General features: G+C 56.9%; 18 protein-coding genes and 3 pseudogenes. 2 read left to right on the forward strand and 19 right to left on the reverse strand.

Annotated features, from left to right (window positions below; genetic code table 11):
* From bcsB to NB069_RS18895, 7 genes are all read right to left on the reverse strand, one after another.
* Nucleotides 1-2,466 carry a cellulose biosynthesis cyclic di-GMP-binding regulatory protein BcsB gene (gene bcsB / locus NB069_RS18865; RefSeq protein ID WP_250586061.1) on the reverse strand — a complete coding sequence of 822 codons (2,466 nt, stop codon included), beginning with the start codon at nucleotides 2,464-2,466 and terminating at the stop codon, nucleotides 1-3.
* Nucleotides 2,463-4,583 carry a UDP-forming cellulose synthase catalytic subunit gene (gene bcsA / locus NB069_RS18870; protein WP_052246239.1) on the reverse strand — a complete coding sequence of 707 codons (2,121 nt, stop codon included), beginning with the start codon at nucleotides 4,581-4,583 and terminating at the stop codon, nucleotides 2,463-2,465. The genes bcsB and bcsA overlap by 4 nt, the downstream gene beginning before the upstream one ends.
* Before the next feature lie 21 nt (nucleotides 4,584-4,604).
* A complete protein-coding gene (gene bcsQ / locus NB069_RS18875) occupies nucleotides 4,605-5,411 on the reverse strand; it encodes a cellulose biosynthesis protein BcsQ (RefSeq protein ID WP_250586063.1) in 807 nt (268 codons plus the stop codon).
* The gene (gene bcsO, locus NB069_RS18880; RefSeq protein WP_250586065.1) at nucleotides 5,402-6,034 is read right to left on the reverse strand and encodes a cellulose biosynthesis protein BcsO; all 633 of its coding nucleotides are present in this window, start codon (nucleotides 6,032-6,034) and stop codon (nucleotides 5,402-5,404) included. Before bcsO ends, bcsQ begins: the two co-directional genes overlap by 10 nt.
* 469 nt (nucleotides 6,035-6,503) lie before the next feature.
* Nucleotides 6,504-7,166 carry a DUF799 domain-containing protein gene (locus tag NB069_RS18885; protein WP_250586067.1) on the reverse strand — a complete coding sequence of 221 codons (663 nt, stop codon included), beginning with the start codon at nucleotides 7,164-7,166 and terminating at the stop codon, nucleotides 6,504-6,506.
* A gap of 11 nt (nucleotides 7,167-7,177) precedes the next feature.
* The gene (locus NB069_RS18890; RefSeq protein ID WP_250586069.1) at nucleotides 7,178-7,522 is read right to left on the reverse strand and encodes a DUF4810 domain-containing protein; all 345 of its coding nucleotides are present in this window, start codon (nucleotides 7,520-7,522) and stop codon (nucleotides 7,178-7,180) included.
* Between the two features lie 12 nt (nucleotides 7,523-7,534).
* Nucleotides 7,535-8,212 (reverse strand): CsgG/HfaB family protein, encoded by a 678-nt coding sequence (locus tag NB069_RS18895; RefSeq protein WP_250586071.1) that lies wholly within the window; start codon nucleotides 8,210-8,212, stop codon nucleotides 7,535-7,537.
* 530 nt (nucleotides 8,213-8,742) lie between these two features.
* On the opposite strand from NB069_RS18895, the gene NB069_RS18900 reads away from it, so the two are divergent.
* On the forward strand, nucleotides 8,743-8,880 hold the full coding sequence (locus tag NB069_RS18900; RefSeq protein WP_250586073.1) for a SymE family type I addiction module toxin: 138 nt from the start codon (nucleotides 8,743-8,745) through the stop codon (nucleotides 8,878-8,880).
* A gap of 45 nt (nucleotides 8,881-8,925) precedes the next feature.
* Here the strand turns inward: NB069_RS18900 and NB069_RS18905 are convergent, their stop codons facing one another.
* Nucleotides 8,926-9,240: a hypothetical protein gene (locus NB069_RS18905; protein WP_250586075.1), complete on the reverse strand. Its 315-nt coding sequence runs from the start codon at nucleotides 9,238-9,240 to the stop codon at nucleotides 8,926-8,928.
* Nucleotides 9,241-9,872: 632 nt separating this feature from the next.
* Nucleotides 9,873-11,048 (reverse strand): annotated as a pseudogene (locus NB069_RS18910) (VENN motif pre-toxin domain-containing protein); the annotation flags it as partial.
* 35 nt (nucleotides 11,049-11,083) lie between these two features.
* Here NB069_RS18910 and NB069_RS18915 point away from each other — a divergent pair.
* Nucleotides 11,084-11,272, forward strand: a complete 189-nt coding sequence (locus NB069_RS18915) for a hypothetical protein (RefSeq protein WP_250589565.1) — start codon at nucleotides 11,084-11,086, stop codon at nucleotides 11,270-11,272.
* A gap of 41 nt (nucleotides 11,273-11,313) precedes the next feature.
* On the opposite strand, the gene NB069_RS18920 is transcribed toward NB069_RS18915, so the two are convergent.
* The 10 genes and pseudogenes from NB069_RS18920 to NB069_RS18960 form a co-directional block, all read right to left on the reverse strand.
* Complete coding sequence (locus NB069_RS18920; RefSeq protein ID WP_250586077.1) at nucleotides 11,314-11,586, reverse strand: colicin immunity domain-containing protein; 273 nt, start codon at nucleotides 11,584-11,586, stop codon at nucleotides 11,314-11,316.
* Complete coding sequence (locus NB069_RS18925) at nucleotides 11,583-12,056, reverse strand: colicin D domain-containing protein (protein ID WP_250586078.1); 474 nt, start codon at nucleotides 12,054-12,056, stop codon at nucleotides 11,583-11,585. Before NB069_RS18925 ends, NB069_RS18920 begins: the two co-directional genes overlap by 4 nt.
* A gap of 194 nt (nucleotides 12,057-12,250) precedes the next feature.
* Nucleotides 12,251-12,574 (reverse strand): hypothetical protein, encoded by a 324-nt coding sequence (locus NB069_RS18930; protein ID WP_250586080.1) that lies wholly within the window; start codon nucleotides 12,572-12,574, stop codon nucleotides 12,251-12,253.
* Between the two features lie 20 nt (nucleotides 12,575-12,594).
* On the reverse strand, nucleotides 12,595-12,801 hold the full coding sequence (locus tag NB069_RS18935) for a hypothetical protein (RefSeq protein WP_250586082.1): 207 nt from the start codon (nucleotides 12,799-12,801) through the stop codon (nucleotides 12,595-12,597).
* A gap of 311 nt (nucleotides 12,802-13,112) precedes the next feature.
* Nucleotides 13,113-13,502, reverse strand: a complete 390-nt coding sequence (locus tag NB069_RS18940; protein ID WP_350223398.1) for a barstar family protein — start codon at nucleotides 13,500-13,502, stop codon at nucleotides 13,113-13,115.
* Nucleotides 13,499-13,864, reverse strand: a complete 366-nt coding sequence (locus NB069_RS18945) for a ribonuclease domain-containing protein (RefSeq protein ID WP_250589544.1) — start codon at nucleotides 13,862-13,864, stop codon at nucleotides 13,499-13,501. The genes NB069_RS18940 and NB069_RS18945 overlap by 4 nt, the downstream gene beginning before the upstream one ends.
* A 129-nt stretch (nucleotides 13,865-13,993) precedes the next feature.
* Nucleotides 13,994-14,455 (reverse strand): annotated as a pseudogene (locus tag NB069_RS22640) (VENN motif pre-toxin domain-containing protein); the annotation flags it as partial.
* A gap of 98 nt (nucleotides 14,456-14,553) precedes the next feature.
* Nucleotides 14,554-16,273 (reverse strand): annotated as a pseudogene (locus tag NB069_RS18950) (hemagglutinin repeat-containing protein); the annotation flags it as partial.
* A 149-nt stretch (nucleotides 16,274-16,422) separates the two neighbouring features.
* Nucleotides 16,423-16,713: a barstar family protein gene (locus NB069_RS18955; protein WP_250586084.1), complete on the reverse strand. Its 291-nt coding sequence runs from the start codon at nucleotides 16,711-16,713 to the stop codon at nucleotides 16,423-16,425.
* A 2-nt stretch (nucleotides 16,714-16,715) separates the two neighbouring features.
* Nucleotides 16,716-25,949 carry a hemagglutinin repeat-containing protein gene (locus tag NB069_RS18960; RefSeq protein WP_284677030.1) on the reverse strand — a complete coding sequence of 3,078 codons (9,234 nt, stop codon included), beginning with the start codon at nucleotides 25,947-25,949 and terminating at the stop codon, nucleotides 16,716-16,718.
* Between the last annotated feature and the right edge of the window lie 9 nt (nucleotides 25,950-25,958).

The raw sequence follows: 25,958 nt of genomic DNA on the forward strand, positions 1-25,958 counted from the left end.
TTACTCACGATCTGAATCCTGTGGGTTAAGACGTTTATGCGCACGTTTTTTCAGTAACGAGTAGAGGCTCAGGCCAATAATCGTCGCGAACAGCAGGCCAAAGATTGCCAGCATGGCGGAGTGCTGCGTGGCATACCACACCACCATCATGTACCAGGGCATCTGGCCGCTCGGGAACTGCGGGCCGACGCGGAAGCTGCGGACGCCGTTTTCATCGGTGATGATCGCCGTGTCGCCTCTGATCCCGGCGTTGATGCGGGCGGAGTTCAGGTCGTTATGCAGACGGGCAAGCTGATCGTCGTTACTGCCAATGGCCATTACCACCAGCCGCGACGGGTTCCACTGGGAGCGGAAGCTGACAAAGCCGCGCCAGGACTCGTTCGACGAGAAGTAGCGGTCGGCATCGACGGCGGTCGTGTTCCAGTTCCCTTCCAGCAGGTTCTGCACTCTGTCCAGCATCTTCGGCTCGCGCACGCCAAAGGTGTGCTCGTTGCTGATAAACGGCGACTGGGCCAGCAGGGCACGGTTGAAGGCGGTTTGATTCAGCGAGGAGACCGCCAGCACGTCGCTTTGACTCAGGCGCAGCAGGTTTGCCCCACCGGACGGCAGGCCGAACATCACGCGGTTGTTGTTCAGCGCGGTACCGGTGGCGTTACCGGAGCGGGCGGAGAGATCCAGCAGGGTGCCGATCTCGCTTTCGCTCGGGTTTTCCGGCAGAAGTAATACCGTCTGCGAGAAGTCCGCCAGGCGGGTGAACGGGAACGAGGCGCCGACGAAGTAAGAGAGATTCGGCAGCAGCGCGAAGTGGCGCGAATTGCTCAGATCGATGCTGGAATCTTCGTCGATACGGCTCTTGATGTTGTTGTTGAGCAGCACGCTGCACGGCGCGTTCTCTTTGGTCTGGATGTTGAAATAGAGCTGCAGCTGGTTGTCGCCGTAGATCAGATACGGCTCCAGGGGCATAACAAAATTCTCCTGACGCGCATCGCCGCCGAGCTTGTGCCACAGCCCTTCCAGCAGGCCCTGTTTGTTGACCGGCAGATTACGCAGGAAGGTGCCGTTGAAGGTCATCGACAGGTAGGAGCGCTGCTCGTCAATCCAGCTTTCAGACGGGAAGCGATAGGCGATTTTCAGGGGAATGGTATCGCCATCCCACATAAACAGATCCGGCGCGGCGCGGAATGCCAGGGTCAGCGGCTCGTGCCAGATACCGGTCACCGTCAGGCTCTGATCTTTACGCATCAGCTCGCTCAGCAGTACCGGGCGATCGGTGGCAATCCAGCGCGGCGCATCGTAGGGTTTGCTGACCGGGATGTTCTGGGCTTCCACCGGCAGGCTGGTGGTCTGGCCGGTGAACTGGCCCCGGGTCAGACGCCATGCCGCACTCTTGAGCTGTTGCTCGTTATTGCCCACCACCAGCAGCAGCTTGTAGATCGGGTTGGCCGGGTTATCCACCACCTGCAGCATCGCCCCGTTTGAGGCGGGCAGGGTTAAGCCGCCAATCGACTCGCCCGGCTTGCCGAACAGGATGCCGTTTTTCTCCGGCAGCTGGTCATGCAGGGCATCAAACGAAATACCGCGATAGTCCGCTTCGATCCCCAGCCACGAGGCGATCAGCGCCGCCGCCCCCACCTGCTCCGGCAGGGTTTTAGCCGGGAAAGCGAAGGTGAGCGTGGTCGGCGTCATCTGCATTTCGTCGAGGAACGGACGCGGGAAATGACTCAGATCCGCGCCAATGTTCAGCTGCTGCGCCTCCAGATCGAGCCGCGTGTTCGGCATGATAGTGACCTGGTAGCTGTCGGACAAATCCCGCTGGCACAGCAGCGCGTCGCCGTCGTTGATTTTGAAGCTGATGTTATTGCGGGACACCACCATCGCTGCCGGAATGTCCAGCTGATAGCTGGACACGTTGCTGTCGGCGGAGCCCAGCGGCACCGTGCCCAGCGGCTGGCCGTTGAGCATCAGCTGCAGCGTGGTGTTGCGCGCCGCCATCGCCGGAGAGACCTTCAGGTTCAGCTCCAGCTGGGCGTTAGTGATGACCTGGTCCGCCGAGAGGGTAAAGTCGATGCCGCCCTGAAGCTGCCCACCGCTCAACACCACGCCATTCGGCTGCCCCATCTGGGCAATGGTAATGCTGCTGGTGGTGCCAGGGATGATCCCCATCGGTACCGGAGAAGCCGCCGCGGCATCGGGAGCCGGCGTTGCAGGCATCGCGTCAGGCATCGGGCTGGCAGGCTCTGCAGCCGCCTCAGCCGCCGACGGGGTCTGGAACGCGGGCAGCGTATCAGCCGCAGGCAGAGAAGCCGGTGCTGTGTCTGCCGCGGGCTGCGCCGCCTCCGTCTCCGGTGGCGGGAGATCGGCCGGAAGCAGCGATTCCACGGTGGTCGGCTCTTCCGCCGTCACCGGCTGCACCAGTACACCAAATATAAACAGCAACTGCAGGGCTTTGCGGGTCATCCCTTTCATACAGCGGTATCCTCGGTGGCGTTATTCCTGCGCCCTGCATCCTCATGGCGTTGACGACGCTTGTTACGACGGTCTTTCCAGGTGAGCCAGAACAGATCAAATACGCTGCGAATAATGATAAACAACGAGCGGAACGGGTTGTCCTGACGTTTTGGCGGGTTGATCCACGCATCGGCGCGGGCCAGCACCACGCGAACCAGTTCGCGGCGGCGGTCCAGGGGGATCTCGTCAAACATCAGGCGAATGTACTGCTCATCGTGGGCAATCACATTCACCGGGATGCTGATCGCCCCCGACTGCAGCTGCAGCTCAATCTCTTCGATCTCGTCGGTGAGGTGACGATCGTCCACCACCGCGATACGGCAGCCGCCCATGGATAAATCCAGGGTATGGCTGCGCGAGGAGATGCCGCTGGCGTAGTGGATCACCACCGGCACGCTGGCATCGATACGGATGGTTTTACGCGTCTGACGGGTTTCCCGCGCCACGGCGATGGCGGCCAGCAGGAAGATCAGGCTGTAGACACCCCAGCCGACGTTGAGGGCGATAACCATCGGGTCCACGCTGAAGTAGTCATGGGCGACGGCACGCACGATACCGGCGATTACCCCCGCAGCCAGCAGCACCGCAATGATCAGGTGCGGGCGAACAATGCTGAAGTCGAAATAGCCCACATCCAGCAGGGCGCCTTTATCGGTCACGTTGAACTTGCCGCGTTTCGGGAAGATCAAGGTGATCACCGTCGGCAGCACCAGATGGAAGGCCAGCACCAGGTCGTAAATTTCACCCCAGAAGCTGTAGCGGAAGCGCCCGTTGACCCGCGAGTTCACATAGATACAGAGGAACAGGTGCGGCAGCATATAGGCGAAAATCAGGCTCGCCGAGGAGTGAATAATGTTCAGGTTAAACAGCAGGTAAGCCAGCGGCGCGGTGAGGAACGCCACGCGCGGCAACGCAAACTGGAACGACAGCATGGCGTTGAGATAGCACAGACGCTGCTGCCACTTCAGGCCGCGGCCCAGGAGCGGGTTATCGACGCGCAAAATCTGGGTCATGCCGCGGGCCCAGCGGGTACGCTGGATCACGTGCACCACCAGACGTTCCGTCGCCAGCCCTGCCGCCAGCGGGATATCCAGATAGGCCGACTTCCAGCCCAGGCGCTGCATCTTCAGCGCGGTGTGGGCATCTTCGGTCACGGTTTCTACTGCAAAACCGCCAATCTCCTCCAGGGCGCTACGGCGGATCACCGCGCAGGAGCCGCAGAAGAAGGTGGCGTTCCAGTTGTCGTTTCCGCGCTGGATCTGCCCGTAGAACAGCTGGCCTTCGTTAGGAATATCGCGGCCCGCAGACAGGTTACGCTCGAACGGATCCGGCGAGTAGAAGTAGTGCGGAGTCTGCATCAGGGCCAGCTTCGGATCCTGCAGGAAGGCCCCCACCGTCGCCTGGAGGAAGATACGCGTCGCCACGTGGTCGCAGTCAAAGACGCAGATCAGCTCGCCTTTGGTGAGCTTCATGGCGTGGTTGAGGTTGCCCGCTTTGGCGTGAGAGTTATCGTTACGCGTGATATACCCTACCCCGACGTTGGCGGCAAACACCGCAAACTCGCTGCGCTTGCCGTCATCCAGCAGGTAGATCTTCAGTTTATCCGCCGGGTAATCCAGGCACTGCGCGGCCAGCACGGTATCGCGTACCACGTCCAGGCTCTCGTTATACGACGGGATATAGATATCCACCGTCGGCCACTGGGCCATATCATCGGGCAGCGGTACGATTTTGCGCTGTAAGGGAAAGAGGTTTTGCAGATAACTTAAAATAATGGTTATCCAGATATAGAGTTCGGCGAGAAATAACCCGATGCCCAGTATGGCCTCTATTTCGGAATTAAAGTGCAGCGTCTGCGTGGCGCGAAACCAGATATATCGTGTGGACATTAAGACCGCCACAATCATCATGATTACTGACACGCGGTGATGTTTGCTAAAACCAAGCAGCATCAGTGCCCCGATACTGATTAAGCCAAAGATATACTGCTTCTGGCTATCCATCGGGGTAATAATAATGAGCACTGCAATGGGTGCTAATACCAATAGCAGTAAATAAAACAGCGCCTTTTTCATAGGACGTCCTGGAAATTGTCGTCAGAAACTGGAGGTTCTCAGACTGGCGTGCACGGCGCCGTCACCTACCTGAATACCCAAAATACCTGCGATACGCTTACTCACCAGCTCGATATCGAACGCAGCCGCCGAGGTGGCGCTGAAATCCAGTATCGATTGCTGTGAGGCATTGGCCTCAGGCACGCTTTCATCCCGGTTGATCACACCAATCAGGCGATCGCCGAGGCGTTGCTGTAAGAAGGCGGTGACGTCACGGCTGATATGGCGCCGGTTGTCACTCTGGTTCACCAGGAAATAGTATCCGGCCTTGTTATCTGGCGGCTCGCCGCCGGTCAGCCGGTGGTTTTCAATGTGCGGCAGCAGCGACAGCGATGCGGTGTCGGCAAGCAGGGTCACGAGGTGTAAATCGGCCAGCGGGGAGATCGCCTTCAGCGCCGGGTTCGGCCCTGGCGGGAAGTCGGCCAGAATAACCAGCCCCGGGTAGCTCAGCAGAGAACTTAGCCCGCGCGCCAGGAAATTGCTGTCACTGGTGAGGTTGTGTTCAAAGATCAGGCGCTGCTCTTCCGTCACTTCGCCATAGGGCAGGACGAACATATTGTTGCCCGCCGTCAGCACCGACTGGCTCCAGTCTGCCGACTCACTAGACCGGGCAACGTAGCCGCGACCGTCGGACAATGGCACGCCAAAATGCAGACGCAGCGCGTTCTGCACATCGAAGTCAATGGCCAGAACTTTACTCCCGGAACGTGCCAGAGCATAAGCGAGGTTGGCCGTGACCGTGGTTTTCCCTACTCCGCCTTTTGGCGAGCAAATACACACTAACGGCATGAAGCGATTTTCTCCAGGAGCGGTTGTAACGGAAGATCTTTCACCGGATGGCTGGCACGTTCGGACGTTTTGGTCGCGAACAGCTGGTCAAAGCGCACCGGCTCTGCCGGTTTTGGCGCAGGGGCTGCTTCAGCAACGGGCGCCACAGGCGCAGGGGCTGCTTCAGCAACGGGCGCCACAGGCGCAGGCGCTGGCCGAAACTCAGCCTGGGGTGCCAGAGCTGGCGCCTCTTTCACCGGCGGTGGGCTTGTCGGCTCGGGTTTAAGCTGGTCAAAGAACGAAGGCGCGGACGGGCTAAGCGGCGATTGCGCCCCGTTTTCTGCGCTGTTGGCGTTCATACTTTGCATGATCGACGGCGCAGAACCGGCGGACTCGGCCGCAGGCGTTTTCGTCAGGCTGGCAAGAGCTGCATCCAGTTCACCGGGTTTTACCGCCTGCGGAACAGGTACGGCGATGCTGCCGGCCTTCGCAAGCGCGGCGTCATTATCCACACCTGCCAGCTGGTTGATGATCGCCCAGCCGCTGGCGGAAGCCTGCTTGTTTTGCGCAGACAAGTCCTTGAAATTGATGTCGCCGGTGCGCGTTTTATCCTTGAAACGCTGCAAATCATCATAATTTTTCATGGTATTACTCGTGATTCACAAGTCAGTATTTTTGTTTCCTGCATGACTTTGCCAGGGACACAGTGTTGTGGGAATACGAACATGTAAAGGGGATGAGTGATTAACAACCGTCATAAAGAACGTCCCTTTACGCGTGGTCATATTTGTTTAGTTAATCTTCTAATGCATATTACGTAGAGCTAATACTATGTACAAGCTTATCGACAGATCGCGTAATTTCTCCACTATCCGCCAGCAGAACCCGCAACATACAGATAAAATCTTGTCATGAGTTATCTTAACAACAGATTAATCCATCGAAAATATAACATGTGAAGCTTAATATCGACAGGTAACTATAAACATGATTTATGAAAAACAGGATATATCGGCGAGCATTCCCGATTAACCGGCGTTTGCGGGGAGGTGAAAAGAGGAGTAATAAACGGGATAAAAATTAATCCCGGCACAGGGGCCGGGATTGAAGAGGTTACTGCGCAGTCTGGCCATATTTTGGCGAACGCGGGCCATATAACAGCCCCCGAGGCCCCGGGCTAAACAGGCGTGCGCTGGCGACGCCGGCAATGTCATAGGCTTTGTCCATTGCCGAATGCGCAATCTGGGTGATCGCCGCGTTGATCACTAATCCCAGCAGGCCACCGTTGTTATTACTCTGGCCTTCATTACTTGAAGCCGACGCGAAGCCTGTCCACAGCTCTTTTCCGGTGCGTAAATCCACCAAACGCGCCGAGGCAGTGACGCGCGTATCGCTGTTGATCACCTGGTATGAGGTACCGTAATCGGTGATATTGATATACATCACCGCATCCGCGCCAAAGATATCGTGCAGTTTTTTCAGCGGGATAGCGTTGATGTCTTCCGGATTGGTCGCGCCGTTTTGTTTAAACGTCTCTTCCACCACTGCCACCGGGAACACATAGTAACCGGACTCGGCAAGAGGCCAGGTTACGTTGCTCAAAAAGCCATGAGTCGCGTTAACATCTGGCGATTTATTTGTTGGCGGCAGCACCAGAATGCTGCGCGGTTTGCTTTCTTTGAAAGCGGAATAATCCGCCGGTGGCGTCTTGTTGGTTGTGCAACCCGTGACGACCAGCGTCAATGCCAGGGTCAGAAGAGCAGAGATTCCTTTCATTTTATGTTCCGTTATTTTTTCGTGGTGAGGAAATCAATATATGAAGCCGATTCCGGGTACTGTTTTTTCTCGGCATTAAATTCGGCCATCGCCAGCTCTCTGTTCCCGGTATTGCTGTAGAGCATGCCCAACTGGGCATGCACGCCAGGTGGAACAGGTTTGCTGCTGGCCTGCGATGTGGTAATCAGTTTCTGCAGTGAAGCGATCTGATCCTGCGGGCTGGTTTTATTGGTGTAGTAGTCATAAATCGTGTCCTGATAATCACCCCAGGTATATATCTGCTGTGATGATTTCGTTGCACACCCAGCCAGCAGCAGCATCGCTGCGCCGGAAAGCAGGATTTTTATCTTTGCCATCATTAATTCCTTTTAATGTGTATTTGACGGGTTCCAGCTACCGTTTTCAGTACCGGCAACCAGGTTATTAACCGCTTCGCGGATCGCGAGATCCAGAACTTTGCCGTTCAGCGTGGCGTCGTAACTGGCCGTGCCGCCAAAGCCGAGTACTTCACGGTTAGACAGCGTGTATTCACCCGCTCCCTGGGATGAATAAACCACTTCAGAGGTGCTGACGTTGACCACGTTGAGCGCCACTTTGGCATACGCCACCTGCGACTTGCCGCGCCCCAGAATGCCAAACAGCGCCCTGTCGCCGGTCTCTTTGCGACCAAACTCTGTTACGTCACCGGTGATAACGTACGCCGCCCCTTTCAGCTGCTGACGCTTTCCGCTAATGCCGGACTCGTTTTTAATCTCTTCCATGTTGGCGCGATCCAGCACATTGAAGCGGCCAGTTTGCTGCAGATGGGTGATCAAAATGGTTTTTGACTGATTACCCAGACGGTCGACGCCATCCGAAAAGATGCCATTCATATAGCTGGAGCGGTTATCGAACTTCCCGACCGATATCGGGCTGCGCTGCCCCTGCCACGAGGTGTCATAGGTGGCGACTTTCGCCACCTCTACGGAACGGGAGGATTCTGTTGCACAGCCCGCCAGTAATAACGCGCTGAAGCACAGTGAAGTGACTATTCCTTTTGTTATCATGCTATTTAAATTTCCTTATAATAATAAACCAGGCAATTAAAATATAATTACCCTTCCTGACTGACTTTATTTTTGCGTAGCAAACGATAAGAGGCCGGTTTTTCCAACCTACTCACAGTGGATATTTTTCAATTATTTTTAAGGACAGCTAAAAACGGCTATTGCGGTATTTATTATGACAGATAAGAGAGTTAATTACCGGGTGGTAAGGGTTTTTTAAGATTATATTGGGGTTTGAGACTTTTCTTGCTATTCAGCAGGTTAAAGAGACCCTCCAAAAGCCGGGAAGTATCCTGTTTATAATCTGAGGCCAAAGCGCTTTCCGGTTTGCACAACGTCCCTCTTCTTCCCACCGGGCTAACGCCAGCGCGTTAAGGATTTTGAGTTCAAGCCAGGGCTGCTGGTCGGACTGCACCAGGCATAACGCCGCCTTCGTGGCCTTGAGAGCCGCCAGCCTGACCCAACGTCCAAAATGCGGTTTTGCTTCCAACGTTCTATTTTATCCAGTGCTGTTAAGAGCCTGTATATGTATGACCAACTGGTATGCCCGCAGCCCTGGCCTGTACCTGAACGGTAACTGGCTGGGAGAGGCAGGATTCAGCACCGACACGCCGGTCATGGTCAGCGTGGAACAGGGAAGACTGGTGATCGAGCCGGTCGAGGGCTGACGGGTAAAACAAAGATCCCGGCACGGTGGCCGGGATCTTCTACAGTTAATAAAAATCAGGATCTACCAGACCTTCAGCTTTCACGATTTCGAGGAAGCGTTTATAGGCCGTTTCATCCAGTTCAAGAAGATCGTCCAGCAACTTTTCTTTTATCAGTGCCCAATGATGAATGCTTTCTTTGAAATATATGGAATTAAAATTTATTTCAGGGTTGATTATTGTCACCTGAGTAGCCCTATATGACATCAGCCCACCATATCCTTTTGGGAGCCCATAAAAATATGTCTCATCGCCAAACCAGTAAATGCTAAAAACATCAACAACCCTACCTAAGGGATCTCTATGATCTCTTATCTTCATTTTCTTACCTCATCAGTTATTGAAGGACTCGGCTGTAATGGATTCTGCTGTGGGGTAACAATTTTCATATCATATGCTTTACCAGTATTAAAATTGTACTGGTAATGTACTGATATTGAAGAACCATCAGGCAGATAGTGTGTCGCCTCCATTTTCTGGAATCCAGCAGAAGTAGGAAACCTCGGGTCATTATTCATATCCCGCAACTTATTGCCTTGTGAAGGGTTTGATTCGACCTGTTTCCAGAACATTTGCTCATTCAGATCCCTCGGCGCTGTAAATTGCTGGCCCGGCTTCGCCGTCGATATCTTCTCCGCCGCACTAATCAGGATTTTGTTATCAATAACCTTCGCGGCTTTACCTGCCAATGATAATACTTTTTCTGCCGGGATCGACGTCAACAGCGCCAGCGCGTAGTCCTTCGCTTCTTCCGCTGTCAGCAGAGCCATTACCGTATCCGAACCAGGGTTATTACTCAGGATGGCTTTGATAATGTCTGCGCTTTCCGGCAAATCACCATGCACAATATCCTGTAATCCAGCCTGAACCTGCTCCGGCGAAAGGTTGTTGTCCTGGGCATATTTCACCCAGGATGTAGCTGCCTGTCCGGTTTCCGTCATCCCTTTCGGCAGACTCAGCGCATTATTCTCAGCCGCATTCTTCCCGGCCCCCGCGCCCGCTGCCGCACCCGCCGTGCTGTCACCCGCCAGGCCCCCCGCCATCCCCGCTGAAATCGTCGCCAGGGCGCTGACCGTCTGCTTCTGCTCCTCGCTCAGCTTCGACGGGTCTTTTACCTCTGGATACAGCATACCCGCGATGGCCTTCGCTGCAAGCTCACCCGCTGCTCCGCCCGCAGCGCCTGCTGCCGCGCTGTTGCCCTGCAGGGCGGCCACCGCCCCGCCCAGAATGGCGTGGGCAATGGCTTTGCCCGCGACGTCATCCTCACTGAGACCCGATTTATGGCCGATGACGTATGCCAGCTCCGGGGCCGCCGCGCCCGCCAGCGCCCCGGCCATATTCCCGCCCGCAAGACCCTGCAGCGCCGCCGTCGCCGCCTGGATACCCCGCTGGATACTGCCGCCGGTGCCATACTTCTCCGTGGCCGTCTTATATTCGGACGTCTCACGCAGCGCCTTCTGATAGTCAGCTTTATCCTTCTCTGTGGCTCCCGGTCCCGGCTCGTGTCTGCCCTCTTTCGCCAGCTTGTCCCGGGCCGCATTCAGGCCATTTATCTCCCCCCGGGTCCGGGCGATATCGGCCGCCTACGCGCCAATTTCAAGTATCAGCTGTACTGCCTGCAGCCGCTTCTGCTCCTTCTCCTTGTCGAAGATGGGGCTGATGCTGCCGTTGGCATGCTCCGTGTCCCGGCTCAGGTCCGCCACGTCCTGCTGCTGGTTTGCCGTATCGCGGACGGTGATCGTCCCCTCGCTCACCGCCGCCCGGGTGATGCCTTCCGCATGACCGCTGTTACCCAGCCCGGCAATCAGGCCGTTCGCCATGTTCCCGGCAAACTGCTGCCCGATATTGCCCCCGGAGCTGATGCCCGCGCCCTGGTGTTCGGTCTTAAAGTCCGCCCGGTTGTGGATATCGCTGAAGCCCAGCGTGCCGGTATCGAGACGGTTTTTCTCCGCGTCCGCCGTCGAGGCAATCACCCCGCCGTCCAGCTGAGTGTGGTTCCCCACCGTCACGTCAAAGCCGCCCTTCCCGGCGAAAATCCCGCTCTGCTCCTGCACCGAGTCGTAGTCGCTGGCGATTTTGTCCCGGCTGGCATTGATACTGCCGGAGGCCGTGCCTGCACCAAACGTATAGTGCCAGGCTTTTCTTTCTCTGCCACTGCCAGAACATGTGCAACTCGGACTGTATCGTTATCACCACCCAGAACACCCGTGAGCTGTGGGGCTGTGCCGAGGGCTTAAGCGTTGTCGGTGTTAACGTGCCAAAGATGAACCAGTGGCTTAAGGCGTTCCCCGGTGCGCTGAACGACACTGGCGATCAGCCTGCGATCAAGCGCGGGAGCGGGCACTGCGGGTAAGATCTGATAAAACGATCCCGGCGCTATGGCCGGGATCCTTTTTAATTATTAGTATAAATATCCATGAGCTTATTTATTTCCTTTCGTAGCTGCTCATCATAAAATTCATATTCTTCACGATCATCATCAGGGTTATACATATCTGCCACACAAAAAACGCTGGATAATAATTCACTTAGGTTATCTTCATCCTTTCCAAGTAGGTTATTATCACGCTCAGCTTTCCATTTCATCATATAGTTGTCAGCAAAGCTGCCAGCGGATATATCCTTATCAAGAAAACTATCAATGTATTTTTTAAGTGACTGACTCATCTTAACCCACCGTTATTCATGAAGTTTTCATACTGTTTTGTTTGAGGATCAAGTTTCCATTCGCTAACAAATTTACCCGATTTATCAACCACAACAACATTATTAGTTTGTGGATTGAAGAACACTTTTGATTCTGGAACTAATAAATACGTCCCATGTTCATAAGTCGTTTTATCATCTAGGTGTGACTTGATGGCAGTCTGATATTGAGCAATGGTATCGCCATTTTTCTTAGTAGTTATCACACCAAAATCAGAAGCATGTTTAAATTCCTTATCTAACTGTTTAGCGCTGAATGCAACACTCTCAGAGACGATTGCAGTTCCAGCACTTGGCAATTTCTTACCCGGCAACATAATACTTGCCAGCAGACCGCCCGTTGCTTCCAGCGCCGCCTGATTCTTCCCGGCCAGGTCGCTCATGGCCTTGCTGCAGTAGCTGTCGCCCGCAGCACAGGAAGTTAGTGCCATGGCCACATCAGCTGCGTAGTCTGCTGTACCTAGTGCCGTATCACCGGTATCTGCAAGTCCATTGATAATCGCGTTCGCGATGGCAGACGTTGTACCTTCACCCAGCTTTTCCCGAACCTGATTTTTCAGGGATTCGGAAGCCTGTTTTGCCGCTTCACGACCCCTGTCACCGCTGAGCGAGTTATTCTAAGCCTTTAACTTCCGACGAGAATAAATGGATCTGTAAGCTTTCCTACCCAGGTTTTGCATCGACCGCTGCGCAAATTCCAGTGTACAGCTTGGTTTACTTTATATTTTTCATAAATTTCATCTAAATTATCTTCGTCAGAGACTTTAAGTCCCTGTGGAATTTGAACCACGCCTCGATAATCAATTCCAACATAACGCTTTCCTGTTTCAGAGATGAATGCGGTTCTCCTTATTACCTGTTTCCCGCTAGAATTATCCAGCACGTAGACTGCCCAATATTGATTGGCCTGAATATGGATTTCCATAAAATGATGTAAGCCACCATCCATAAAATTATTGCTGACACATATTAGTTCAGCCTCTTTAAAACAATCATCATACTTAATGAATCGTTATAAAAAAATCCGGGATGACGACTAGTAATTTGAGCATGCACAATTGCGGAATCATCTCCAGTATAGGGCTGATAACGTTTTGTACCCACAGGTCCTGGCGTACTGCCGATAATTATAAATTCTAAAGCAGCAATACCAATAAGAAAAATAATATTTCTCATCTTAATTTATCTCATTTCTTTCCTTTATTCATTGTTATATTTTATTGGTTATTTATCGGATTTATATATTTACATCCGCAACCAATTTTCAAACGAAATTAACTTGCCATCTTAATAAATTGGGTGTATTCATTTTTAATGAGCACAAAATCATAATCAGCAATAGGATCACGTGGAGTTATAAACGCCAATATACTCACTTCAAACCCAATGTAATAAATGGCGAAGTTAACCAACAATAGTTCCAGACTATTTTTAAACGTTCGCCCAATTCTTTAATTTCGTCATAAGACCCATTTGACCCAAGCTTTTCAAGAAGTTATAAGTAACTTCTCAATTGCATGTCGATCAGAGTTAAGTAATACGACCTCCAATTCATGCTCCTCATTATTCTTCCAATCAAGCACAGCATCCCTTAAAATTCCAAAGTAAATTTCCAAATCCAATTTTGGTATCTGGGGTAGGGAATCATGTAAAAGCACAATTTTTCGGCATGGGAGCCAACTAAGATCACACAAGCAGTCATATAATGCATCCCAATTGAATCCAAAATATCCTGGAAACCACAACACATAATACAATGACCTCAAAAATTCATCTGTAAGGTCAATATTCGGGTCTATTCGCACTACAAAAACTTCTGCTGTGTCGTATGTTGGAAATTTTTCCGTAAACATGAATGGAAGCATTTGAAACCTCATTTTTTGATTGGGATAAAGGTCTTATAATGGTCTGGTGTATAAAACATTTCACCACCTTTTCCTACAACAATTCGCTGAGGCCCAGGCCCTGCGATACCATTAGTCGGATGCACATATTCAGTGTAATATCCAGCTGGTTTTTGTGGCAAATCACCCGAACGATTTTGAAAAACAGAACCATCGTTTCGGTGTGGGAAAGATCCACCTGATTCTATACGAGCTAAAGTTGGCCCAAGATCTATTTTTCCTTGAAATGTTTTGCCTGTTTTTTGATCAACAATCTTAACCCCGTCAATATACCGAGTTGCTTCCAGGGCCCCTTTACCAATTCCATTACCATTTCTAATCGGGACTGCGCCCATTCCAAGACCAGCAGTTCCGGGGATTGGTTTACCATCTTCGTCAAGCAGCGCTCCTGATTTAGTAATATCGAAGATTTTGGGGAGACGATTGCCGTGCTCCTTCTCTAGCTCCTCGTCATCATGACCTGGACTAAGCGCATTATTCTCAGCCGCATTCTTCCCGGCCCCGGCCCCCGCTGCCGCACCCGCCGTGCTGTTTCCCGCCAGGCCGCCCGCCATCCCCGCTGAAATCGTCGCCAGGGCGCTGACCATCTGCTTCTGCTCCTCGCTCAGCTTGGACGGGTCTTTCACCTCCGGATACAGCATACCCGCGATGGCATTCGCCGCCAGCTCACCCGCTGCTCCGCCCGCAGCGCCTGCTGCCGCGCTGTTGCCCTGCAGGGCGGCCACCGCCCCGCCCAGAATGGCATGGGCAATGGCTTTGCCCGCGACGTCATCCTCACGGAGACCCGATTTATGGCCGATGACATATGCCAGCTCCGGGGCCGCCGCACCTGCCAGCGCCCCGGCCATATTCCCGCCTGCCAGCCCCGACAGTGCCGCCGTCGCCGCCTGGATACCCCGCTGGACTGGGCTGCCGGTGCCGTACTGCGCCATCGCGTTCCCGTAGGCCCGCTCTGCCACGGCTTTATCCGTCACCGGTTTCCCTTCCCGGGTCAGCTGCCGGCGGGCTTCATCCAGCGCCTGCGGGTCTTTGGCCGCGGCCCGTCCGGCCAGCTCCCCCTGCGTCCTGGCAATGTCCATGGCCTGACCGGCAATCTCGCCGATAAGGCCCACCATCTGCAGCCGCTTCTGCTCCTTCTCCTTGTCGAAGATGGGGCTGATGCTGCCGTTCGCATGCTCCGTGTCCCGGCTCAGGGCCGCCACGTCCTGTTGCTGACTCGCCTGGTCGCGGACGGTGAGGGTCCCCTCGCTCACCGCCGCCCGGGTGGTGCCTTCCGCATGGCCGCTGCCGCCGCCCGCCACTATCATCCCGCCCGGCATATTGCCCTTGAACTGGTCGCCGCCGAAGCTGCCGCCGCCGCTCATGCTGATGCCGCTGTGGCTGACCTTATAGTCGGCTTCGTTATGGATATCCCTGAACCCAAGGGTGCCCGTATCCAGACGGTTTTTAGCCGCCTCCGCCGTGGAGGCTATCGCGGCCCCGTCCAGCTGCGTGTGGCGGCCCACCGTGATGTCGAAACCGCCGTCACCGGCATACAGCCCGGTCTGCTCCTGCACCGAGTCAAAGGTGCTGTTCATTCTGTCCTGGCTGGCGCTGATATAGGCCGAGCCGGTCATGCTGCCGAAGTTAAAGCTGCCCCCTGCCGCCACGCTGTTCTGCTTCGATTTATAATCGTTGCTGTCCTGCTGGCTGCGCATCCACAGGTCGCGCCCGATATCCGCCACGATGGCGTTACCGCTCACCTGGGCACCGTCCAGAATGACATCGCGTCCGCTGGTCACCGAGACCGTGCCGCCGCTGTCCAGCGTGGTCTCCGTCCAGGCGGTGCCGTTGCCCTTCTCCCTGCCGTTCGCCGTATTCACGCTGGCGAAGACGCCGATACCGTAGCCGCTGGTCCCGCCGCCGACGCTGACCCCCACGCTACCGCCGCTGCTGCTGTTTTTCCCGGTCGTTTTTTCGGTATTCGCGGCGCCGCCCAGAACAATGTCACTGGCGGCGGCCAGGGCGGTATCCCCTCCGGCCTTCAGCTGGCTGCCGGCAATCAGGATATCGCCGCTGCGCTCACCCTGGCCCTGGCCCGTGGCGGTGAGCGCCAGGTTCCCGCCCGCACTCAGCGTGCTGCCTGCAACGGTATCGCTCTGCGCATGCTGCTCCGATTTCGACTTCTGCGACGACAGGGACAGGCTGACCCCGAACCCGTTGTTCGGGTCCCCGTCAGACTTCGCCAGCGCCACACCCTGGTCAGCCTGCACGCCCGACAATGCCGCCTTCGTGGCCTTCAGGGCCGCCAGCCGGTCGTCGCTTTCCTTTGCCGCATCCCGCGCCGTGGTGACCGCGCTGTTCAGCGCGCTTCCCGCCGTGCCGGACAGGGCCACCGTCAGGCCGCTGCTCTTCTGCTCGTATTTTTCATCGCGGGTGCGTCTGTCGTGGCCCGGCTCAATCACCACGCTGTCGCCCCGAACCGCCATATCCTGCTGCGCGATGATATCCGCCCCGGCAATGCGCGCCTGCCTGCCCGCCGTGATGCTGACGTCCCCGCCCGTCGAGCCGACGGTGCTGAAGCTCCCGCTCTGGGTGGTGCCCTGCTCGCGCAGGTCGTGGGTGGATTTGCTGGTGCCAATGGTGAAACCGATGCCGCCGGTGCCCATCAGGCCGGACTTCTTGGTCTCCTTAAAGCGCCAGGCGGTGTCGGTGTTGGTGGCCGCCACGATGTCGACGTTGTTCCCCGCAGACACCGCGACGTCGCCGTATTCAGCACCAACACACCGGTCATCGTCAGCGTGGAACAGGGAAGACTGGTGATCGAGCCGGTTAAGGGCTGACGGGTAAAAAGACGATCCCGGCGCGGTGGCCGGGAATTAGTTTATTGAGGACCTGAATGTGAGAACTTCTGTTATTTCAAGACATAGTCAAATTTTTCATCCCAGTTAAATCTGAGATCCTGCTGCTTAGTTTTCTCAAAGATTTGAATAATTTTTTCAAAGTCCTCACCAAGGCATTTTCTAGATAATTCAGAGTCTAGCCAAATAATTTTGACTGGCCTTTCAACATCGGTACTCAGACGATCCCATAACGCATCTAGATTTCGACCATAATAAGGCCCAAAAGCCAGTAGTTTAGACATAACAATATGAAAATCTGACATATTTTTTATATTGACCCCATCTAAAATTATTTCACTCATACTCACTTCCACTTACCTATTGAAGTTGCAGTCTCATAATGGTCTGTAGTGATATAAAGCAAACCATCGTCTGAATATAATAACCTTGTCCCCGGTTGGTTACCCCTTGACATGGTATTATTTAGTCCTATATCCGCTTCCCGCCACACTCTTCCTGGTGAAGAAGGTAATATATTCGTTGAGTTTTCAAATATATCCCCACCAATCTGACCGCCTGGGGTTGTATTATTTAATGCTTTCCCTGGCTTCCAGCCATTAACCATAGCTTGCGTTTTATCGACATAATTCTGAGGTAACATCCCAGTATTACGTAAACTTTCCACAACCTCATTTGCCGCTTCAGTTGTTTTCAGGTCCATCTTCAACCCTGCATAACTTGTTGCGTTATGGGCTGCATTATTCGCGGTCTTCGCAGCTGCAGCCTCTGCCGCAGTCTTACCAATACCTACCGCACCGCCAGCACCAACACCACCCGGTACGATAGCTTCTGATACCTGTATCCCGGCGCTGTTCAGACACAGCACAACATTTCCCGCACAGGCCTGTATTGCAGCCTGAGCCGCTGCAGCTATTTCCGGCGTTGCTGCTGCCAGTACTCCACCGCCAAGACCCGCCGGAAGTGCCACCATCAGCGCATCATTTATCGCCAGCCCTTTCTGGCAGGCGGTGCCGCCCGGATTGGTTGAACAGGAGGCTATATTCTTGCCATGCTCCTGCACGAACTTCGCCTGGGTATCTTCATTTCCGCCCAGAAGATTATTCTCAACCGCATTCTTCCCGGCCCCGGCACCCGCTGCCGCACCCGCCGTGCTGTCACCCGCCAGGCCACCCGCCATTCCCGCCGAAATCGTGGCCAGGGCGCTGACCGTCTGCTTCTGCTCTTCACTCAGCTTCGACGGGTCTTTCACCTCCGGATAGAGCACGCCCGCGATGGCCTTCGCCGCCAGCTCACCCGCTGCTCCGCCCGCAGCGCCTGCTGCCGCGCTGTTGCCCTGCAGGGCGGCCACCGCCCCGCCCAGAATGGCGTGGGCAATGGCTTTGCCCGCGACGTCATCCTCACTGAGACCCGATTTATGGCCGATGACGTATGCCAGCTCCGGGGCCGCCGCGCCCGCCAGCGCCCCGGCCATATTCCCGCCTGCCAGCCCCTGCAGCGCCGCCGTCGCCGCCTGGATACCCCGCTGGATACTGCCGCCCGTGCCGTACTGCTCCATGGCCGTTTTGTATTCGGACGTCTCACGCAGCGCCTTCTGATAGTCAGCTTTATCCTTCTCTGTGGCTCCCGGTCCCGGCTCGTGTTTGCCCTCTTTCGCCAGCTTGTCCCGGGCCGCATTCAGGCCATTTATCTCCCCCCGGGTCCGGGCGATATCGGCCGCCTGCGCGCCAATTTCAAGTATCAGCTGTACTGCCTGCAGCCGCTTCTGCTCCTTCTCCTTGTCGAAGATCGGGCTGATGCTGCCGTTGGCGTGCTCTGTGTCCCGGCTCAGGGCCGTCACGTCCTGCTGCTGGCTGGCCTGGTCGCGGACGGTGAGGGTCCCCTCGCTCACCGCCGCCCGGGTGATGCCTTCCGCGTGCCCGCTGCTGCCCAGCCCGGCAATCAGGCCGTTCGCCATGTTCCCGGCAAACTGCTGCCCGATATTGCCCCCGGAGCTGATCCCCGCCCCCTGGTGTTCGGTCTTAAAGTCCGCCCGGTTGTGGATATCGCTGAAGCCCAGCGTGCCGGTATCGAGACGGTTTTTCTCCGCGTCCGCCGTCGAGGCAATCACCCCGCCGTCCAGCTGAGTGTGGTTCCCCACCGTCACGTCAAAGCCGCCTTTACCGGCGAAAATCCCGCTCTGCTCCTGCACCGAGTCGTAGTCGCTGGCGATTTTGTCCCGGCTGGCGCTGATGCTCCCCGAGAAACCGCCTGCCCCGAAGGTGTAGCCCACTCCGCCGCTGACGCTGCTCTGTCTGCTGTTGTAGTGGTCGCTGTCCCGGGTACTGGCGATGGTCAGGTCGCGCCCGATATCCGCCTTCACGGCTTCGCCGCTCACCTGCGCCCCGGCAAGCGTGGTATCGCGCCCGCTGTTAATCGTGAGCTGACTGCCCGCATCCACCGTGGTCTCGTTCTGCCGGACGCCGTTGCCCTTCTCGTGCCCCTTGCTGCTGTTCGCGTTCGCCGAGATGCTGAGCCCCGTCCCGCCGGAGCCCGCCCCCAGCCCGACGCCCACGCTGCCGCCGCTGCTGCTGTTTTTTCCCGTCGTCTGCTGCGTGTCCTGCGAGGCTGACAGGCTGATGTCCCGCGCCGCATCAAGGGTCACGTCCTTACCGGCCTTAATCTTGCTGCCCGCCACCGTGATGTCGCGCCCGGTGGCCTTAATCGTGACGTTGCTGCCCGCGTTCAGGCTGCTGCCTGCTGCCGTCTCACTGGCGGTATGCGATGAGGATTTTGACGACTGCGACCCCAGCGAGGCGTTGATGCCAACCGTGTTGGTGTTACCGCTGTCAGAGGCACCCTTCGCCTGGCCCAGCGCCACTGCCTGGTCGGACTGCACCAGTGACAATGCCGCCTTCGTGGCCTTCAGGGCCGCCAGCCGGTCGTCGCTTTCCTTTGCCGCATCCCGCGCCGTGGTGACCGCGCTGTTCAGCGCGCTTCCCGCCGTGCCGGACAGGGCCACCGTCAGGCCGCTGCTCTTCTGCTCGTATTTTTCATCGCGGGTGCGTCTGTCGTGGCCCGGCTCAATCACCACGCTGTCGCCCCGAACCGCCATATCCTGCTGCGCGATGATATCCGCCCCGGCAATGCGCGCCTGCCTGCCCGCCGTGATGCTGACGTCCCCGCCCGTCGAGCCGACGGTGCTGAAGCTCCCGCTCTGGGTGGTGCCCTGCTCGCGCAGGTCGTGGGTGGATTTGCTGGTGCCAATGGTGAAACCGATGCCGCCGGTGCCCATCAGGCCGGACTTCTTGGTCTCCTTAAAGCGCCAGGCGGTGTCGGTGTTGGTGGCCGCCACGATGTCGACGTTGTTTCCCGCAGACAGCGCGACGTCGCCGTCGCCTGCCACCGCCGAGCCTTTTATCAGCAAATTGTTGCCCGCCTGCACCGTCACATTATCGCCGCTCAGCAGGGAACCTTTCTCCCGCGTCGCGCTGTCTTCCTGGATGGTGTGGGTGGTCTTTTTGCTCAGGAATCCGCTGCTGGTTTTGGTTTTTTCCCGGTAGCGGTAGTCGCTCTCGGTGGCCGTGGTCAGGTTGACATCCCGGCCCGCCGCCACGGCGATATCGCCCTGCGCCGTCACCTCTGCCGCCTGCGCGTTCATGTCGCGCCCGGCGATAATGAACGTATTGCCGCCGCTTGCGATCTCCGTGCCCTGCTGACGCACGGACTCATCGATAGCGGTTTTCTTTTTCGCTTTGCTGCGAACGCTTTCGGTGCTGGCCTCTGCCAGCAGGTTCACATCGCGACCGGCCTGGATCCCGACATCCCCTTCAGCGGCGATCCCTGCGGCGCGCGCGTTGAGATCGTTGCCGGCCAGCAGGGTAAGATCGCCCCCTGCCGTCAGCGTGCTGCGCTGTTGGGTAACGGAAGCCGTCTCCGTTGTCGCGTTTTTGCGCTCGTAACGGCTCTCGCTAATCTCATTGGCGGCGATATTGATATCGTTGCCCGCCGCCAGGCCGAGGCTGCCACCTGCCGCCACATTGGCACCGGTGATGTTGATATCCTGCCCGGCACGCATCGTCAGCCTGTCCACTGCGGCAATGGAAGAGGTGACGCCGACATCCGTACCGCTTAAGCGCACGCGTCCCGCGTCCACACTCCACGTCTGCGTTTCGGTAATGTTGTTAATGCTGCCCGTGACGCTCTCCAGCCCTACCGTTTTACCGCTGATGGTGGAGCCGATGTTGTTGATATCACCCAGCGCGCTCAGATTGAGTCCGCCGCCCGCGCTGATGAGCCCGGCGTTAAGGTTATGGATGCTGTTGCTGCTGTCGATGGACAGCCCCGTCTGCGCCAGCAGCGAACTTCCGCTATTGGTGATGCTGCCGCCTGCCAGCTGTACGTTACGCCCGCTAATCACGCTGCCGTTCTGCACCGTGACGTCCTTCGGGGACAGATACACCTTCGGTATCATCACGGTCTGGCCGTTAACGGTGGCGGCCTCCCACCACAGAAGACTGTGGTCGAGGGTGGCTATCTGGTCTGCCGTCAGCGCCACCCCGAACGTCAGCCCCAGCGAGGATTGTGCTTCGGCGGCTTTGTCCATCAGATAGCGCATCTGGTCAAGATCGGAGCCTAATCCGTTGATATAGCGGGTTCCGGTCTGGTTCAGTACGTAGTTACTGACGTACCGCGTATCAAAGGCGGCATCGCCCAGGAAGCGATAATTTTTCTCCGGATCCAGCCCCAGGCGGTCGAGCATGTACGCGGAACCCAGGAACTGATTGCTGTCGGTATACTGGCTGCCCGTTTCACGCGGCGCGGCGCCCGGACTCATACCAAGTAGCTTCCACAGGTCACCAAACAGGGAGGGGTCGAGCTGTCCCAGCCCGTCGAGTTTCGGATTGACGGTGATGAGATACGGACTGTCAGGATCGGTAGAGGTGACAAAGTAACCATTGTTGCCGGAAGGCAGGGGATAGTTGCCGTCGATGCCGCCAGGTGCCAGTCCAGTGCCGCCGCCGATAGTCTGGCTGGAAGTACTGTCTTTCCAGTCCGGAACGGTAATGGCCTGGGTTCCGGCGTCTGCAAGCGCCTGCTGGTTTGCGCCGCCGTCGAGGCTTTGCACAGAAGGCGTGTTGAGGTTCGGCTTTGTGATGATGTTGCTGATTTTTCCCGCGTTGGCGGTACTGTTGGTGTTGCTGATGTCGTTACTGAAGTTCGCTGAAACGTTACCGCCTGCCTGAATTACCGAGCGGTAAATTTCGCCGAGTTCTCTACTTGAGTCATGTCCTTTAAGCGTAAAAGCAATAGACGTGTCCTCAGGCATGGCATCCCGATAGTTGTTTCCATCTGTCGGATAACGTTCACCCGGCTCGACTGCATATCCATATCGACGTGAATCATACTGATAGACAAACCAGTCAGTGACCGTACCGGACTGCCAGCTCTGGTTGTTGAGCGTATTTCCTGTCAGGCTGACATCGCCATTTGCCAGAATATTGCTGGCAAAATTCTCCAGTGAACCGGCATTAATAGTCAGATTTTTGCCGGAGGCAATCCTTGATGCGCCGCCATTGCTGGTAACGTCAGTTCGCGTCTGGCTATTGATAAATTTCTGCTCTGCCGAATCGGCATACATCACGTAATAGAATTGATTCCAGTGGATAAAGCTACAGGACCCAAGACGATTACATGGACCAATTTGTCTTTCTTTCACCCGGCTGGTCATGCCGTAAGTACCGTCAGCAAGCTGACTGATATCAACTCTAATCGTCTCGTCACCCATGCCCGGAATACTTTGCGCACCGTCGATCTGAGTTGTTTTCGTCGTCAACCCATCCCGCGTATTCAGCAAATGCCCGGTCTTAATGGTGATATCACCGTTCGCGGTTTCGATATTCCCCGATACGTTAACGATCTCTGTATTCGCCGCCTTGCTGGCATCCTTCTGCATCACCAGATCTTCGCCCGCCAGCATATCGCCCCGCAGGTTCTCGATACGACTGGCAAACAGCGACAGGTTATTTCCGGCGTAGAGCAGCGCGGTGTTGATCACCGACCCGGCGGCGGTAAGCACCATATTCCCGGCGGTGCCGGTAAAGCCGTCGAGCGTGATATCGCCCCGGCTGGAGAAGCTGACATCGCCGCCTGCCTGCAGCGAGCCGCTGCTGTTCATGGCGATCTGACTGCCGGAGAGCGAAGTTGTGCCTCGCCCTGCCGTGATTTGACCGTTATTGGTCACCTTGCCAGCGGCGTTCAGCGTAATGCCGTTGCCCTGCAGGGTGCTCTGGTTGCTGATGTCGCCCTGGCTGGTAATGGTCAGCTGGTCGTTTGCTGCCACCACCCCCAGCGCTGTCCAGCTGTTCACCAGCTTAAGCGTCAGGTTGCCGAGCGCCACAATCTGGCCCACGCCGCTGAGGGAGGCCGCTTCGGCAAGCAGGTCGCCGCCGCTGAACAGGTCCCCGCTATCGTTGCTGATACTGTCACTGTTCAGCGTCAGGCTGCTGTTGCCAAGGAGGGTGCCGCTGTTGGTCAGCGTCTGCGCGTTCACCGTCAGCTGTGTCGCCTGCAAGGTGCCGCCGTTGGTCAGGCTGTTGCCGCTATAGGTGGCGCGTTGCGTCGCCATCATCGTGCCGCTGTTAGCGAGTTTCGCCACATTCATCAGCAGGTTCGTCGCCTGCAGCCAGCCCGCGCCGTTGTAATCCGCCGTGGAGAGCATCAGGTCGCTACCGGAGAGGATGTTGCCGTTATTCCGGATCTGTGTGATACCGCTAAGCGTGGTGTTTCCGTTCCCCTGGATCGTACCGGTATTGCTTATCACCGGGGCGGTCACGCTGAGTGCGTTCTGGCTGAGAAGGATGCCGTTGGTCTGGTTCGTCAGCGCATCCAGCAGCGTCAGCGTCAGGCCGCTATCGCCCTGTAAGCGTCCATCGTTGATCAGCGTCCGGGCCTCAAGCTGCGTATTATCCCCCTGCATCTGGCCGCTGTTGCGGATGTCGCCCGCCCGGACGGCCAGCCCCGCTCCGCTCAGCATTTTCCCTGCCTGCATCAGGTCGCCTTTCAGGTGCAGGTTAAGTCCGCTGACGCCGCCGATCTCCCCGCTGTTGCTGAGCGAGTCTCCGTCGATAGTGAGGTTTTTTGCGCTCACCAGCCCCTGGCTATCGAGGGCTTTTGCGGTAATTTGGGCACTGTTCAGGGCGGTAATTTTGCTGCCGGTGACGGCGGCCATGTCGCCGCTTAAGGTCAGCGCCAGATCCAGCGCACTCTGAATGGCGCCGCTGTTGGTAAGATGGGTGCCTGCCAGGGCGATATTCTGCCCCTGCAACCGGCCGCTATTGGTGATGTCCCGGGCATTAACCCCCAGGGCCTGCTGGCTCAGCAGGTCGCCCCGGTTGTTCAGGTCAGAGGTCTCCAGCCCCAGGCCGTTCAGGCCGATAACCGTTCCGGCATTATCGATGTTGTCGCGGGCGTTCAGGCTGAGGGTATTCCCCTGCAGCGTGGCCGTGTTGGTGAGCTGCACGCCTGTCAGGAGCATGTCGCCCGTGGCGAGCAGATTCCCGTTGTTGGTCAGCTGCGGGATGCGGAACGTCAGGTTGCCCTGGCTCATCAGGTCGCCGTTGTTCAGCAGGGCGCCGGTTAAGCGGGTATCAAACTGGCCTGCCGCAAGCACGGAGCCATCATGCTGCCAGTCGCCGGCATCAACGCTGAGATTATGCCCCTGGGTGATGCCTGCGGTGGCGAGCTGCCCGGCTGCGATCGCCAGTGAGCCTGCGGTCAGCCAGCGTCCCGCCGCGCCCTGGGAAAGCGTATTTCCGGAAAGGGTCAGCGCATCGGTGCCCTGTAACAGCCCTTCCCCGCCGAGGACGGTGGCCGCAACGTCCAGCGCACCGTCACTGGCGATCAGGCCGTGGTTAGTGACAGTCGGGACGCTCAGGGCCAGATTCGCGGCGCTGTAAAGGGTGCCGCTGTGCCGGTTATCCAGCGCCCCGGTATTCAGCAGCAGTGACGCATCGCCCTGCAATAGTCCGGCGTTGGTAAGCGTCTGTGACTGGGTATTAAGCACTGAGGCGATGGCGACGCCGCTGTTTTCCAGCGTCGGCGCAGAAAGAGTCAGGGTGTTCGCGCTGCTTTTGCCGCTGTGGGATAACGTCTCGCTGGCATTGACGGTCAGGCCCTCTCTGGCGGCCTGCGTCCCCTTCAGATCCGCCTGTCTGGCGGTGATGCTCAGATTACGGCCCTGAATTTGCGAGGCCCCGGTAGTGGTAATCTGCTGTCCCGCCACGCTGAGATCGCCGGTGGCGTTTATCGCCCCGTTAAGCGTCTGGCTGGCGGCATCGAGAGAGAGCGTATTCCCCGCCACCAGCTCGCCGTTATGCGTCAGGGTGCTGGCATTGAGCGACAGGTTTTGCCCCGTGGTCATGCGTCCATTGAGGGTAGCGCTGTCGCGGGCATTCAGGCTGATATGCCGGGCGGCATCCGTTTCGCTGCGGGCGTCCTGGCTGAGGTGTTGCGCCGTGAGGGAGACGTCCCGCCCGGCGGTCAGTTTTGCCTTACCGTGCGACAGCGTACCCTTCGCGTTGAGTACGAGGTCACGGTCGCTGTTCAGCGAGCCATCCTTCAGCGCCAGCTCGCTCTGGCTGTCGAGGGTGATGTCGCCCCCGGCTTTATGATCGCCGGTCAGGGCCATACTCTCGCCCTTCGCGGTAATGGCACCGCTGGCCAGGCTGTTATGCAGCGACAACTTTCCGCTGGCATCCAGCGAAATATCCCCCTCGCGGGCATTCAGATTGCCGAGGTTAACGCCCACCCCTTTTTCGCTGGAGACCAGGCGAATACGGTTGGCGTACATCCCGCCCAGCGCCCCGGTGTCCACCGCCACTTTCGGCGCGGGGCCTTCGCCCGGCATGGCGCTGATGCTGCCGTCGGCCGCGACCCGGTTGGCTCCGGCTACCACCGTCAGGGATTTGGCGTGCAGCTGGGCGTTGATGTCGGTCGCGCGGGAGATGATCGACACCGCGTCGCTCTGACTTCCGTCCAGGCCCTGGCCTTCAATGAGAATGCTGCCCTTGCTGACCTCCAGCGCCTGCAGTTTGCCGCTGGCGTCGAGCACCGGTTTGCCGGTGGTCAGCGTTGCATTAGGGGTATTGATAAATCCGCAGCCGTTACAGGTGATGCCGTAGGGGTTGGCGACCATCAGGTTGGCGGCTTTGCCCGCCACTTCGGTGTAACCCTGCAGCTGCGACCGGTTAGTGCCGGTGACTTCGTTGATAATGCCTGTCGCTTCCCTGCCCGCCGTCAGGTTGGGGTTGCCCTGAATCAGCCCGCCAAGCTGGGTCTGATTCATCTTGCCGGTGGCGTTGTTGAGGATCAGCCCCTCTTTGCCGACGTTGTAATCCTGATATTTGTTGTGCGATATACCTGCGGCATTCGGGGTGGCGATATTGACCACCGGCACGCCGTTAGCGGCTTGATCCTGCCGGGTATTGCCGGTTGGCGTCAGCGTGGCCGCCACGGCAGGCAGCATCGGCTGCGTGGCGAGCAGCACGCTCAGTAAGGTGCTCAGCACACGCTGAGAAAGATTAACCTGTTCCTTGTCCATCATCCCTGT

It is taken from the genome of Leclercia adecarboxylata, assembly GCF_023639785.1.
In the GTDB taxonomy this organism is placed as follows: domain Bacteria; phylum Pseudomonadota; class Gammaproteobacteria; order Enterobacterales; family Enterobacteriaceae; genus Enterobacter; species Enterobacter adecarboxylatus_D.

What these genes read in the sequence shown, in the direction of transcription:
- bcsB (WP_250586061.1), bottom strand. Translation starts at nt 2,466, where the DNA reads ATGAAAGGGATGACCCGCAAAGCCCTGCAGTTGCTGTTTATATTTGGT.
- bcsA (WP_052246239.1), bottom strand. Translation starts at nt 4,583, where the DNA reads ATGAAAAAGGCGCTGTTTTATTTACTGCTATTGGTATTAGCACCCATT.
- bcsQ (WP_250586063.1), bottom strand. Translation starts at nt 5,411, where the DNA reads ATGCCGTTAGTGTGTATTTGCTCGCCAAAAGGCGGAGTAGGGAAAACC.
- bcsO (WP_250586065.1), bottom strand. Translation starts at nt 6,034, where the DNA reads ATGAAAAATTATGATGATTTGCAGCGTTTCAAGGATAAAACGCGCACC.
- NB069_RS18885 (WP_250586067.1), bottom strand. Translation starts at nt 7,166, where the DNA reads ATGAAAGGAATCTCTGCTCTTCTGACCCTGGCATTGACGCTGGTCGTC.
- NB069_RS18890 (WP_250586069.1), bottom strand. Translation starts at nt 7,522, where the DNA reads ATGGCAAAGATAAAAATCCTGCTTTCCGGCGCAGCGATGCTGCTGCTG.
- NB069_RS18895 (WP_250586071.1), bottom strand. Translation starts at nt 8,212, where the DNA reads ATGATAACAAAAGGAATAGTCACTTCACTGTGCTTCAGCGCGTTATTA.
- NB069_RS18900 (WP_250586073.1), top strand. Translation starts at nt 8,743, where the DNA reads ATGACCAACTGGTATGCCCGCAGCCCTGGCCTGTACCTGAACGGTAAC.
- NB069_RS18905 (WP_250586075.1), bottom strand. Translation starts at nt 9,240, where the DNA reads ATGAAGATAAGAGATCATAGAGATCCCTTAGGTAGGGTTGTTGATGTT.
- NB069_RS18915 (WP_250589565.1), top strand. Translation starts at nt 11,084, where the DNA reads ATGTGCAACTCGGACTGTATCGTTATCACCACCCAGAACACCCGTGAG.
- NB069_RS18920 (WP_250586077.1), bottom strand. Translation starts at nt 11,586, where the DNA reads ATGAGTCAGTCACTTAAAAAATACATTGATAGTTTTCTTGATAAGGAT.
- NB069_RS18925 (WP_250586078.1), bottom strand. Translation starts at nt 12,056, where the DNA reads ATGGCACTAACTTCCTGTGCTGCGGGCGACAGCTACTGCAGCAAGGCC.
- NB069_RS18930 (WP_250586080.1), bottom strand. Translation starts at nt 12,574, where the DNA reads ATGGATGGTGGCTTACATCATTTTATGGAAATCCATATTCAGGCCAAT.
- NB069_RS18935 (WP_250586082.1), bottom strand. Translation starts at nt 12,801, where the DNA reads ATGAGAAATATTATTTTTCTTATTGGTATTGCTGCTTTAGAATTTATA.
- NB069_RS18940 (WP_350223398.1), bottom strand. Translation starts at nt 13,502, where the DNA reads ATGAGGTTTCAAATGCTTCCATTCATGTTTACGGAAAAATTTCCAACA.
- NB069_RS18945 (WP_250589544.1), bottom strand. Translation starts at nt 13,864, where the DNA reads ATGGGCGCAGTCCCGATTAGAAATGGTAATGGAATTGGTAAAGGGGCC.
- NB069_RS18955 (WP_250586084.1), bottom strand. Translation starts at nt 16,713, where the DNA reads ATGAGTGAAATAATTTTAGATGGGGTCAATATAAAAAATATGTCAGAT.
- NB069_RS18960 (WP_284677030.1), bottom strand. Translation starts at nt 25,949, where the DNA reads ATGGACAAGGAACAGGTTAATCTTTCTCAGCGTGTGCTGAGCACCTTA.